The sequence below is a fragment of the Streptomyces sp. NBC_01537 genome, assembly GCF_045040445.1.
Lineage (GTDB): Bacteria > Actinomycetota > Actinomycetes > Streptomycetales > Streptomycetaceae > Actinacidiphila.
The window spans coordinates 9260312-9272915 of sequence record NZ_CP109392.1; the positions used below are offsets into that span (position 1 = coordinate 9260312).

Annotated in this window: 12 protein-coding genes; 8 read left to right on the forward strand and 4 right to left on the reverse strand. The window is 70.1% G+C overall.

What is annotated here, in order from left to right:
* The first annotated feature begins 107 nt into the window (after positions 1 to 107).
* The 3 genes from OG607_RS42405 (at position 108) to OG607_RS42415 (ending at position 3807) form a co-directional block, all read left to right on the forward strand.
* Positions 108 to 1061: a carbohydrate ABC transporter permease gene (locus tag OG607_RS42405; protein ID WP_405735264.1), complete on the forward strand. Its 954-nt coding sequence runs from the start codon at positions 108 to 110 to the stop codon at positions 1059 to 1061.
* Between the two features lie 68 nt (positions 1062 to 1129).
* Complete coding sequence (locus OG607_RS42410; protein WP_405737442.1) at positions 1130 to 1891, forward strand: carbohydrate ABC transporter permease; 762 nt, start codon at positions 1130 to 1132, stop codon at positions 1889 to 1891.
* Positions 1892 to 2061: 170 nt separating this feature from the next.
* A complete protein-coding gene (locus OG607_RS42415; protein ID WP_405735266.1) occupies positions 2062 to 3807 on the forward strand; it encodes an RICIN domain-containing protein in 1746 nt (581 codons plus the stop codon).
* Between the two features lie 88 nt (positions 3808 to 3895).
* Here the strand turns inward: OG607_RS42415 and OG607_RS42420 are convergent, their stop codons facing one another.
* From OG607_RS42420 to OG607_RS42430, 3 genes are read right to left on the reverse strand one after another with little or no spacing between them, the layout of a single operon-like run.
* Complete coding sequence (locus tag OG607_RS42420) at positions 3896 to 4927, reverse strand: zinc-binding dehydrogenase (RefSeq protein ID WP_405735269.1); 1032 nt, start codon at positions 4925 to 4927, stop codon at positions 3896 to 3898.
* Positions 4928 to 4969: 42 nt separating this feature from the next.
* Positions 4970 to 5722: an SDR family NAD(P)-dependent oxidoreductase gene (locus OG607_RS42425; RefSeq protein ID WP_405735272.1), complete on the reverse strand. Its 753-nt coding sequence runs from the start codon at positions 5720 to 5722 to the stop codon at positions 4970 to 4972.
* Positions 5723 to 5766: 44 nt separating this feature from the next.
* Positions 5767 to 6696, reverse strand: coding sequence for an SGNH/GDSL hydrolase family protein (locus OG607_RS42430; protein ID WP_405735275.1), 930 nt, complete (start codon positions 6694 to 6696; stop codon positions 5767 to 5769).
* 457 nt (positions 6697 to 7153) lie between these two features.
* On the opposite strand from OG607_RS42430, the gene OG607_RS42435 reads away from it, so the two are divergent.
* From OG607_RS42435 to OG607_RS42455, 5 genes are all read left to right on the forward strand, one after another.
* Positions 7154 to 7723 (forward strand): MarR family winged helix-turn-helix transcriptional regulator, encoded by a 570-nt coding sequence (locus OG607_RS42435; RefSeq protein ID WP_405735277.1) that lies wholly within the window; start codon positions 7154 to 7156, stop codon positions 7721 to 7723.
* Between the two features lie 35 nt (positions 7724 to 7758).
* Entirely contained in the window at positions 7759 to 8481 is a 723-nt protein-coding gene (locus tag OG607_RS42440; protein WP_405735279.1) for a response regulator transcription factor, read from the forward strand.
* Between the two features lie 223 nt (positions 8482 to 8704).
* On the forward strand, positions 8705 to 9946 hold the full coding sequence (locus OG607_RS42445) for a cytochrome P450 (RefSeq protein ID WP_405735281.1): 1242 nt from the start codon (positions 8705 to 8707) through the stop codon (positions 9944 to 9946).
* A 44-nt stretch (positions 9947 to 9990) separates the two neighbouring features.
* Positions 9991 to 10188 (forward strand): ferredoxin, encoded by a 198-nt coding sequence (locus tag OG607_RS42450; protein ID WP_405735284.1) that lies wholly within the window; start codon positions 9991 to 9993, stop codon positions 10186 to 10188.
* Positions 10185 to 11366, forward strand: coding sequence for an NAD(P)/FAD-dependent oxidoreductase (locus tag OG607_RS42455; RefSeq protein ID WP_405735286.1), 1182 nt, complete (start codon positions 10185 to 10187; stop codon positions 11364 to 11366). The genes OG607_RS42450 and OG607_RS42455 overlap by 4 nt, the downstream gene beginning before the upstream one ends.
* A 196-nt stretch (positions 11367 to 11562) precedes the next feature.
* Here OG607_RS42455 and OG607_RS42460 read toward each other — a convergent pair whose 3' ends face one another.
* Complete coding sequence (locus tag OG607_RS42460) at positions 11563 to 12519, reverse strand: IS481 family transposase (protein WP_405722375.1); 957 nt, start codon at positions 12517 to 12519, stop codon at positions 11563 to 11565.
* Positions 12520 to 12604: the final 85 nt, after the last annotated feature.

Here is a 12604-nt window from a genome sequence, read left to right on the forward strand (position 1 = left end):
CAGGGGTCGGACGCGGTCTCGCGGGCGACTGCGGGCCGGTGGCGGGCCGGCCGCGCAGTTCCCCGCGCCCCTCTGGCGCGCCGCCGTACCGAGGAGTGTCCCTTCGCATGACCACTGCCCACGCCGCCCCAGTTCAGCGGTCCGAGGCTGTGTCCGGCAGTGCCTACGCCGGGCGCAGGCAGCGCCGCAGGAGCCAGCTGACCGCCTGGGCGTTCATCGCCCCGCTCACCGCGTACCTGGGCGCCTTCTACGTCTATCCGCTCTACCGCAATCTCGACCTGAGCCTGCGCCACTACACGGTGCGCTCGTTCGTCGACAACGACGCGCCGTTCTCCGGCTGGGACAACTTCTCGCAGGTCCTGAACGACCCCGCCTTCGGGCCCGCGCTGCGCAACACCATGGTCTTCACCCTGGTGTCGATCCTCTTCCAGTACACCGCCGGCCTGGCGCTGGCGGTGTTCTTCAACCGCAGCTTCCCGCTCTCGGGCACCCTCAGGGCGCTGTTCCTCATCCCGTGGCTGCTGCCGCTGATCGTCTCCGCGTCGACGTGGTCGTGGATGTTCAACAGCGAGTCCGGGGTGATCAACTACTTCCTGCACGTGATCGGCGTCGGCCCGGTCAACTGGCTCACCTCACCGGACCAGGCGCTGACCTCCGTCATCATCGCCAACATCTGGATCGGCATCCCGTTCAACCTGGTGATCCTCTACAGCGGCCTGCAGAACATCCCGGGGGAGTTGTACGAGGCCGCCGCGCTGGACGGCGCGAACCGATGGCAGCAGTTCCGGCGCATCACCTTCCCCCTCCTGCGTCCGGTCTCCGCCATCACCGTGCTGCTCGGCCTCATCTACACCCTCAAGGTCTTCGACCTGATCTGGATCATGACCAAGGGCGGCCCGGGCGACGCCTCGTCCACCCTGGCGACCTGGTCCTACCGGCTCGGATTCGGCTCCCTGCTGCCGCAGTTCGGCCCCGGCGCGGCGGTCGGCAACATCCTCATCCTCATCGCCCTCGTCTTCGGACTGCTCTACATCCGCGTCCAGAGAAGGCAGGAACTGTGAAATCGCGCCACAACCGGCCCCGGCGTTCCGCCGGCAGCACTGTCATCGCCCTGCTGCTCACCGCGCTGATGCTGTTCCCGGTGTACTGGATGCTGAACGTGTCCCTCACCCCGCAGCAGGACATGCGCAAGAGCCCGCCCGACCTCCTCCCGCTGCACCCGACCTTCGAGGGCTACCGGGCCGTACTCCACGACCAGCTGCCCTACCTGACCACCAGTCTGCTGATCGGCCTGGGCACCGTGGCGGTCACCCTCGCGCTCTCCGCCCCGGCCGGCTTCGCCCTGGCGAAGCTCCGCCCCCGCGGCGGCGGCATCCTGAGCATGGCCCTGCTGATCGCCCAGATGATCCCCGGCATCGTCATGGCCATGGGCTTCTACGCCGTCTTCCTGGGCGGCGGTCTGCTGAACACCTGGTGGGGCCTGATCATCGCCGACTCCACCATCGCCGTCCCCTTCGCCGTCATGATCTTCACCGCGTTCATGTCCGGCATCCCCGGCGAACTCATCGCCGCCGCCCGCATCGACGGCGCCGGCACCTGGCGCACCTTCTGGTCCGTCGTCCTGCCGGTGAGCCGCAACGCGGCGGTCACCGTCTCCCTCTTCAGCTTCCTGTGGGCCTGGTCCGACTTCGTCTTCGCCAACACCCTCGACGGCGGCGGCGAGCTGCGCCCCATCACGCTCGGCATCTACCACTACATCGGCAACAACAACCAGGAATGGAACGCCATCATGGCGACCGCCGTCATCGCCTCCCTGCCCGCGGCGGCCCTTCTCGTCCTCGCGCAGCGCTACGTCGCCGCCGGTGTGACCGCGGGCGCGGTCAAGGACTGAGCGCCCCCGGGGCTCCGCCCCGGACCCCGCCAGGGGCGCGGGGAACTGCGCGAGAAGCCCCACCGGCTCCACAGCCGGGCGCGCACCGCCACCCAGGGCGGCGGGGCCGCATTCCCCGGCGCGCGCGTGCGCGCCGGTGCTCCCTTCCACGTCACCCTTCAGGAGAGCCGATGAAGTCCCACCTGAAACCCCTTCCCCGTACCGCCGCCGTCCTGGCGGCCGTCCTCGCCGCGGCGAGCGTCCTCACCGGCGCCCCCGCCCAGGCGGCGCCAACCTCGTCCACGACCCTGGTAGTCAACGCCGCGCAGACACTGCGGTCCGTCACCCATGTCGCCACCGGCAGCCTCTACGGTCTGGCGACCGCGAGCACCCCGGCCGACAGTCTCGTCCAGCCGCTGAAGCCGAACACCTTCGTCCAGATGGCCCCGGGCGGCAGCCAGTTGCCCAACGGCGAGCCCAGCCCCGCCGGTGACGCCCTGGTCGTCGCTTCCAAGGCGGCCAACGCCGGGGCCAAGGTCGTCGTACGGATGCCCGACTGGTATCCCGCCTTCCCGTACGGGTGGGTCAGCTGGAGCAACTGGCTGTCGGCAGTCGACACCCAGGTCGCCTCGGTGAAGTCCTCCGGCGCCACCAACATCAGCGCCTACGAGCTGTGGAACGAACCCGACTGGACCTGGGACACCACCAACGCCGGTGCCTTCGACGCCGGCTGGACCCGCACGTACAACGAGGTGCGCTCCAAGGACTCCAGCACGCCCATCCAGGGCCCCAGCTACTCGGCGTGGAACCTGAGCTGGATGACCCAGTTCCTGACCGACGCCAAGGCCGCCGGCACCGTTCCCCAAATCATCGCCTGGCACGAGCTCCAGGGCAGCTCGGACATCGCCGCCCATGTCGCCGCGTACCGCTCCCTGGAGACGAGTCTGGGCATCAGCCCGCGGCCGATCTCCATCGAGGAGTACGCCGAGCCGAGCGAGATGGGCATACCGGGCGCTCTCATCGGCTATGTCGCCAAGTTCGAGCGAGCGGGCGTCCGTGACGCCGAACTCGCCTTCTGGAACCACTACGGCACCCTCGGCGACACCCTGACCGACACCGGCGGGTCACCGAACGGTTCCTACTGGATGTACAAGTGGTACGGCGACATGTCCGGGAACATGATCACCACCACACCCCCGGCCCAGACGGGCATCGACGGCATCGCCTCGCTCAACGGCGCGGGCAACCAGATCAGCGTCATCGCCGGCGGCGGCGCCGGCTCCAACGCCATCACCGTCAACGGCCTCTCCTCGCTGTCGGCCTTCGGCAGCACCGTGCACGTCAAGCTGGAGTACACCCCCAACACCGGCCGCACCACGGCCTCCTCCGGGCCGATCACCATCTCCGACACCGACTACACGGTCAGCGGCGGCTCCATCACCGTCCCCGTCACGATGAACGCCTCGGACGGCTACCACCTGGTCGTCACCCCCACCGGCACCTCCACCTCGCTGGCCGGGCGCTACCAGATCACCAACAAGAACAGCGGCCTCGCCCTGGACACCCTCAACGCCGCCACCGCGCAGGGCACCTCCGTCGTCCAGGCCACCTCGACCACCGGCACCGACCAGAACTGGACCCTGACGGCCGCGGGTTCCGGCCTCTACAAGATCGTCAACCAGAAGAGCGGCCTGCTGCTCGGCATCAACGGCATGAGCACCAGCGACGGCGGCACCGCCCTGATCTGGGGCGACAACGGCACCGCCGACCACCTCTGGCAGCTCATCCCGGCAGGCAGCGGCTACTACAAGATCGCCAACTACAACAGCGGTCTCCTGCTCGGCGTCAACGGCATGAGCACCACCTCCGGCGCCCAGGTCCTCCAGTGGGACGACAACGGCACCGCCGACCACCTGTGGAAGCTCACCGCCAGGTGAGGTAGCGCGACCGAACACATCGCCGGACGGGCTGAAGTCAGCCCGTCCGGCGATCTGTGATGTCACCGCGTCAGAAGGTTCAGATGGTTCAGAAGGTGACGACGACCTTCTCGGCCGCCCCCGGCGTCAGGGCGAGCTGGAAGGCCTGGTCGACCTCCGAGAACGGGACGCGGTGGCTGATGAGCTTGGCGAAGCGTTCCTGGTGTTCGGCGATTTCGGCGGTGACCTCGAAGATCTCGGTGGGGTAGCCCTGGGAGGCGATGAGGGTGAGCTCGCTGCGGAGCATGGAGCCGAGGTCGATGTCGTCGGACTTCTTCTGGACGGCGACCATGACGAGCTTGGCGTGCCACTTGGCGGAGGCCAGGACGGTGTTGAAGACGGCGGCGGCACCGGCGGCGTCGATGTAGATGTCGGTGCCGGGGCGGGGCTGGCCCAGGGCGTTGGCGGCGGGGCCGTGGAGTTCGGTCAGGCGGGCGGTGACGTCTTCCTTGGAGGAGTCGATGACGGCGTCGGCGCCGACGGCCAGGGCGGTCTGGAGGCGTTCGGGGATGACGTCGGCGACGACGACGTGCTCCACGCCGCGCAGCTTGAGCCAGATCGCGGCGCCCAGGCCGATGGGTCCGGCGCCGAAGATGACGACCTTGTCGGTGGGGGTGGCGCCGGAGCGGTTGACGCAGTGGCGCGCGACGGCCATGGGCTCGTTGAGGGCCGCCACGTCGAAGGGCACGGTGTCGGGGAAGACGGCCACGCTCTTGCCCGCGACGGCGTTCTCGATGAGCAGGTACTCGCTCATGCCGCCCAGCTTGCCGCCGCAGCCGATGATCCCCGAGGGCGCGCCCTGGGGGTTGACGACGACGCGGTCGCCGACCTTCAGGTCGGTGACGTCGGCGCCGATGTCGATGATCTCGCCCGCGGGTTCGTGGCCCAGGGCTACGGGGATCATGGATCCGCCGGGGCCGAAGGGGATGCCGCCCAGGTGGAGGAAGTGCGTGTCGGTGCCGCAGATGCCGCAGGCGCGGATGCGAAGAAGCGCGTCCTTGGGGCCGGGGACGGGACGCTCGATGTCCACCACGTCGACCGTGCCCTGCGCACCGGTCTGAACGGACTTCATCGTTGACATGGAATAGCTCGCTTTCTGAGGGGATGGAGAAGGATTCGCTCGTCAGCCGGCGGACCAGCCGCTGTTGACGGGCAGGATGGCGCCGTTGACGGTGCTTGCGGCGTCGGAGGCGAGGAAGACGATGGTGGCGGCCTGCGCCTGGGTGTCGGTCAGCTCATGGGAGGGGCGGTCGCGGGTGCCGGTGCGGTCGGGACGCCCGGCCTTCGCGCCGACGCCGACGCCGCCGCCGATGGTGATGGCGTTGGCGCGGATGCCCTGGTCCCGGTACATCACGGCGAGGGACTTCGTCAGGCCGACGATGCCGTGTTTGGAGACGGTGTAGGCGGCGTCGCCGGCCGCGCTGCCGCGCAGACCGGCCTCCGACGCCGTGCAGACGATCGCGCCGCGCGCGGCGGACAGCATGTGCGGCAGGACGGCGCGGGTCAGCAGGAAGGGCGCGGTCAGATTGACCCGGATGATGCGCTCCCACTCGGCGTCGTCGGTCTCGCCCGGGGTCGGCGCGCGGTCCATGAGGCTGGTGTTGTTCACCAGGACGTCCAGGCTGCCGAAGGTGCCCATCGCCGTCGCGACGACCTCCTCCGCAACCTGCTGGTCGCTGACGTCGCCGACGACCGCCTGGGCGCGGCCTCCCGCGTTCTCGATCGTCTTGACCACCTGCTGGGCGCCTTCGTGGCGCTGATCCACCACCAGTACGCTCGCGCCCTCCCGGGCGAAGTGCAATGCGGTGGCCCTGCCGATTCCCGATCCCGCCCCGGTGACGATGACGCTGCGTCCCTCATGGCCGCGGCCGCTCATGGCGTGCTCCCCTTCTCCGTTCGTTTTCATCCCGGTCAGCCCCGTCATACCTTGGCGCCGATGGTGCTCAGGACGGCGTCGGCCATGCCGCGTTCACCACGCGCGTTGGGGTGGACGGGGGCCGCGGGGGCGAGGGGGATCAGCGGCTCGATCCAGCGGGTGTCCGACGCGGAGCAGGCGTCCCGGTCGGCGGAGGGGGCGTACGTGTCGACGTATCCGGCCCCGGCGGCTTGCGCCTGCCGCCGCAGCATGTCGTTGAGCTGCTGCTCCTTTTCGCGGAGGAAGCTCACGTCGCCCGGTGCGAGGGCCATCTCACGGCCGCAGCCGGTGGTGCTGGACGGCAGGATCGCCGGGTATCCCACGACGTACACCCGGGCCTGCGGGGCACGGCGCTTGATCTCGCTCAGAGCGCGGGCCAGCCGTTGCCCGGCGGCCTGGATCCTGTCCCGTACCCGGTCGGTGCCGTCGGAGGTGTTCTGGGCCTTGCAGGGCGCGTCGTCGGAGGAGTACTTGTCCCCGCCGGTCGCGAGGTAGAACACACCGCGCTTGACGCACTGGGTGATCAGTGAGCTGAAGCCGATGTCGTTGCCGCCGATGCCGAGGGTGACCAGCCGGGTCCTGCCGGACAGCGCCGAGAACTGGGCCCGGTTGACACCGTTGCCGGTGGACTGCGGCGCGGACAGATCGGCAGTGGTGGCGCCGCTGCAGCTCACGTCGCGGAAGGCGGCCGCCTTGAGGTTCAGCTTCTGCGCCACCAGCGCGGGGTAGTTGCGGTCCGAGCGATCGCACCCGGCGGGCTTTCCGGTCTGGCCGGGGATCTTCGGGCCGGCCGTATAGGAGTCGCCCAGCGCGACGTAGGGGCCCCTCGGCGGGGTGGTGGCAGTGGCACTGCCGTCCTGGCTGATGCGGATCACGGTGAGGAGTGCGCCGAATGCGAGTACCGCCGCCAGCCCGGCTCGTGCGTAGGTTCCCATGGAATGTCCTGTCTTCGTCGTGGATGCTCAACTGCGGGTCGGGCGCCGCCAGCGCGCGCACGGCGGTGTGCGCGGTTGGGGTGAGGCGGCGTCCCGGAGCGGTTGCCGACGATCGGCTTCGGGGATGCAGCACGGGGGACAGGGGGCTCGGGTACAGGGGCTCGCGGACAAGGACTCGGGGACAGGGCGGGACAACGTTGGCCCGGTGCCCCGGGACCGGCGGTGGACAGGGGGAGTTGTCCGGCCGCCGGCCCGAGGAGTGCGCCGTTCCCCGTCCCCACGGGTCGGGCGCGGCGGGGCCGCCTCCGCTGCGAGGCCCCGGTCTGGATGCCCGCGGCGCTGGGCGCTGCGGGCAGTGGCTTACTTAAGTCAGGCAACCATATTTGGCTTACTTGAGTCAAGCAAAACATGGCGCCAGATTTACTTGAGTCAGGCAATTGGATGGTAAAGTGCTTGCATGTCCACACGATTGCCAGACGCAGCCCAGGTCTCGACGGACGTGGTCGAGATCGAGCGGGCTCTCACCCGCATCACGTATCTGACCAGCAGGGTCAAGCAGCACGAGCGCCTCGTGGCGGTGGCCGGAGTGTCGCTGGACCGTGCCGCCGTCGCGCTCCTGCGGCAGATCGCCGACTCCGAACCGCTCCGCCTCGGCGAGCTGGCGGCCCGGCTGGCGGTGGAGGCGTCGCACGTCACCCGGCAGGTGCAGCAGTTGCAGAAGGCGGGATACGTGACCCGGGTCCCGGACCCGGACGACCGCCGTGCCCAGCGCATCCAGCTCACCTCGTTCGGTCAGGAGGCGTACGACCGCATCCGCGAGGCGAGCTGGCGGGGGATGCAGCTGGCGCTGGCCGAGTGGTCGCCGGAGGATCTGCGGCAGCTCGCCGCGCTGTTCCACCGGATGGTCGACGACTTCCTCGGCTTCGCGGCCGAGGACGACAGTGCCGAGCAGGCAGATCAAGCCGAGCAAGGCGAGCAGGCAGAGCAGCCCGCACAAGAGGGCGCCGAGGCGGCCCCCACCGCCTGACTCCACCAGCGTGAGCCCTACACGAATGGTCATCGATGAACGTGACTGTCAGTGGTAAGTCTTCGCACAGGTCCTCGCCCACTCGCGGGGCGGGGCAGCGTGTCCTGATCGTCGCCGACGACCCGGGGACCCTCGAACTGCTCTCGACGACTCTGGGGCTGGCGGGCTACCGGGTCGTGAGGGTGGCCACCCGCGCCGAGGCGCTGGCGCGGCTGGCGGACCAGCGGTTCGACCTGCTGGTCCTGGACATCGTGCTCAAGGACCTCAAGGACTTCAACGGGCGCCCCCGCCTCGCCGCGGCCGACCGGCCGCCCATGCTCTTCCTGACCACCTGCGAGTCCCTGGGCAGCCTCGCCCCCGGGCTCGGCGGCCTGCGCGCCAGCGACTACGTCACCAAGCCGCTGCGGATCGCCGAAGTCCTGGCCAGGGCGCAGGTGTTACTCAACAGCCGCAATCCCGGCCGGGACAAGGCGCCGCGCTACGGCGACCTGGCCCTGGACGACGCCACCTGCCAGGCGCGGCGCGGCCGTCGGGAGCTCGACCTCACCCCGGCGGAGTACCGGCTGCTGCGCCACCTGATGGTCAACGCGGAACGGGTGTTCTCCAAGGAGCAGATCGGCCGGTACGTCTGGGGCGAGGGCCGCGCCGACAACGCGATCGAGAAGCTCGTCTCCCGCCTGCGCTCCAAGGTGGACCAGGAACAGCCGCCGCTGATCCACAACCGCCGGGGCTTCGGCTACTGGCTGGGCGGCGTCTGACCCGGTTGCAAGCGGGGTGCCGACCCGGTTTCAAGGCGCGCGCCGGGCCTTCCGTTGCCATGGAACAATTCCGGCTGTGACCTTCGTCACGTCAGCTTGCTGTCAGGAAACCGGCAGGGGGGTGTCAGCCCCGTCCGGTTGCATGGCGATCGTCGAGGCCTTCGGCTGCCTGCCGGATCCCGGCACTTCGTTCCTACCGGAGCCCCCACATCCGAGGAGAGACATGGCTGACACACTCGCAGACACTGTCAATGATGGGGCCCAGTCCGTTCCCGAGTTCCCGATGCCCCGGGCGGACGAATGCCCGTTCGCTCCGCCCCCGGCCCTGCGCGCGCTGCATGCCGAGACGCCACTAACCAAAGCACGGATCTGGGACGGCAGCACACCCTGGCTGGTCATGGGGCACGCCGATCAACGGACCCTGCTGGCCGACGCCCGGGTGAGCACCGACGAGCATCAGCCCGGCTTCCCGCACCAGACCCGGGCCATGGCGGAGACCCTGGACCACCGTCCGCCGACCATCTTCAACACGGACGCCCCCGAGCACTCCCGGTTCCGCCGGATGCTGACCGCTCCGTTCATCTTCAAGCGGGTCGAGGCGCTGCGGCCGGCCATCCAGAAGATCACCGACGACCACATCGACGCGATGCTGGCCGGACCGAAGCCCGCCGATCTCGTCACCGCGCTGGCCCTGCCCGTGCCGTCGCTGATGATCTGCGAGCTGCTCGGAGTCCCGTACACGGACCACGACTTCTTCCAGGAGCACAGCGTCACCGCGGTCAGCAGCGAGGCGACGCCCGAGGAGAGCCAGGCGGCGGCGGGCGCGCTGCTCAACTATCTGATCGGGCTGATCGACGCCAAGCTCACCGATCCCGGCGAGGACCTGCTGACCGATCTGGCGGAGCGGGTGAGGGCCGGCGAGACCACTCCGCCCGAAGCCGCCCTCATGGCCGTCGTGCTGCTCATCGCCGGGCACGAGACCTCCGCGAACATGATCGCCCTGGGCACCCTGGCCCTGTTCCAGAACCCCGAGCAGCTCGCCCTGCTGCGCGACACCGACGACCCGAAGATCGTCGCGGGCGCGGTGGAGGAACTGCTGCGCTACCTGACCATCGCGCACACCGGTCAGCGCCGTATCGCCCGGGAGGACATCGAGATCGGCGGCCAGGTCATCCGGGCCGGGGACGGCCTCGTCTTCCCCCTCTCCAGCGCCAACTGGGACCCGGACGCCTTCCCGGAGCCGGAGCGGCTCGACCTCCAGCGGTCGGCCCGCCACCACAACGCCTTCGGCTTCGGCATCCACCAGTGCCTGGGGCAGCTGCTGGCCCGCGTGGAGCTCCAGATCGTCTACGGCACGCTCTACCGCCGCGTTCCCACCCTGCGCCTCGCCACCACGCTGGAGGAGATCAAGTTCAAGCACGACCGGCTCGCCTACGGCGTCTACGAACTGCCGGTCACCTGGTGAGCGCGGCGACGAGCCCGACGAGCCCGACGAGCAAGGAAACGACCATGCGTGTGGAAGTCGACGAACCGAAGTGCATCGCGGCCGGCCAGTGCGTCCTGAGCGCTCCCGAGGTGTTCGACCAGCGGGACGAGGACGGCATCGTGGTCCTGCTGGTCGACGATCCCGGCGCCGAGCTGCACGCCGCGGTGAAGGATGCGGCGGTTCTGTGCCCGGCGGCGGCGATCCGGTTGGTGGGGGAGTGAAACGGATCCTGGTCGTGGGCGCCTCGGCCGCGGGGCTCGCGGCGGTCGAGACACTGCGCCGGGAGGGCTACGAGGAGGCGATCACCCTCGTCGGCGACGAGCCGCACCCACCTTACGACCGGCCGCCGCTGTCCAAGCAGATCCTCGCCGGGCAGTGGGAACCCGACCGTCTCGCCCTGCGTTCAGTGGCCGACCTGTACGCACTCGGCCTCGACCTGCGCCTCGGCGCCACCGCGAGCGGCCTCGACCTGGCCGGACGTACGCTGCTCCTCGCCGACGGTACGCAACTGCCCTACGACGGCCTGATCGTGGCCACCGGCGTACGTCCGCGCCGCCTGCCCGGTGAGGGCGCCCACGTGCTGCGCACCTTCTCCGACGCCCTGGCCCTGCGGGGGCGGCTCGGCCGGGGGCGGCGCCTGGCCGTGGTCGGTGCCGGCTTCCTCGGGGCGGAGGCCGCCGCCGTGGCCCGGGGCATGGGCGCCGAGGTCACCCTCCTCGAACCGGCGCCGGTGCCGCTGGCCCACGCGGTCGGCGAGGAGGTCGGACGGGTGCTCTCGGGGGCCCACCTGGACCACGGAGTCGATCTGCGCACGGGGGTCACCGTCGCCGAGGCGACCGGTGGCGGCGTACGGCTCGCCGACGGCGAGCTGATCGAGGCCGACGAGGTGCTGGTCGCCATCGGCTCCCTGCCCAACACCGAATGGCTGGCGGACAGCGGTCTGGAGGTGACCGACGGCCTGGTGTGCGACGAGTACTGCGCCGCCGCGCCCGACGTGTACGGCGCCGGGGATGTCGCCCGCTGGCACAACCCGCTGTTCGGCGTACCGATGCGCATCGAGCACCGTACGAACGCCGCCGAGCAGGGCATGGCCGCCGCCCGTAACATCCTCCACCCGCAGGCGCGCAAGCCGTTCGCCCCGGTGCCGTACTTCTGGTCCGACCAGTACGACATGAAGATCCAGGCGTACGGCTACCTGCGCGGCCACGACGAGGCCGCCGTCGTGGACGGGGATCTCGACGCGCGCCGCTTCGTGGCCGCCTACCGCACCGGCGACCGCCTGTCCGGTGCCCTCGCGGTCGGCATGCCGCCCAAGGCGATTCACCGCTGGCGGCAGGCCATCGCGGCCCGGACCCCGTGGAGCGAGGCCGTACGCGATGCGGCGGCGGCCGGCGCCTAGGCCGTGTCTGACAAATCCCGCCTGCCCCGCGACGCCGCAGTGACATCAGCCGCTGGCGCGGCGGGCGCGCGCTCGCTGCGTTGTCGGAGTCGCCCGAGTAGCCCACTACGAGGGCGGTCCTCCGCCTTGCGATCGCACGCACCAGACGCCGCGGGGCCCGCCCTTCGGGCGGCCGACGCTATTTGTCAGACACGGCCTAGCTGTATTGACCCGCAGGGTTGTTGACGCGGCTGATCGGGGGCTGGCCTTTGAGTGCGGTGTGGCTGCGATGGTGGTTGTAGCTGTGGAGGAAGTCTGTCAGGGCGGCTGTGCGCTGGTCGTTGCTGGTGTAGGGCTGTAGGTAGGCCCATTCGTCGAGCAGGGTGCGGTTGAAGCGTTCGACTTTGCCGTTGGTCTGGGGCCGGTAGGCGCGGGTGAGTTTGCCGGTCGCGTCCAGGTCGGTGAGGGCCTGCTTCCATTGGGTGCTTTTGCGGTAGGACCAGGCGTTGTCGGTCAGCACGCGTTCGATGCGGTGGATGCCGCAGGTGGTGAAGAAGGCGGCGGCCCGGCGGAGGAAGTCGGCGCAGGTGGCGGCTTTCTCGTCGGGGTGGATCTCGCTGTAGGCCAGGCGGGTGTGGTCGTCGACGGCGGAGTGGACGTAGTCGAAGCCGACGCCGGTCTTGGTGGCGCGGGAGGCCTGGCGGCCGAGTGTTTTGTGGCCGCCGCCGTCGGGGATCCGTCCGAGTTTCTTCACGTCCACGTGGATGAGCTCGCCGGGGCGGTCGCGTTCGTAGCGGCGGATGACCTGGCCGGTGGGGCGGTCCAGGAAGGCCAGGCGGTGCAGGCCGTGGCGGGTCAGGATGCGGTGCACGGTCGAGGCGGGCAGGCCCAGGATCGGGCCGATGCGGGCCGGGCCGAGCTTGCGCTCGCGGCGCAGACGGCAGACGTCCTGCTCGGTCGCGGCCGGGGTGCGGTGCGGGGTCGTGCGGGGACTGCTGGGCCGGTCGTGCAGGCCCGGCTCGCCCTCGGCCCGCCACCGGCGGACCCATTTGTGGGCGGTGGCGCGGGAGACACCCATCTCAGCGGCCACGTGGGCGACGGGCCGGCCCGAGGTGACACGCTCGACCAGCAGTCGCCTGCCGTGAACGGTCAGCCGGGCATTACGGTGGGACACGAAGACCTCCGGTGTGGTGCGGTCCTAGACAGCTCCACCACACCGGAGGTCTTCACCTTTGATCAAGCACGACACGTGTCAACAA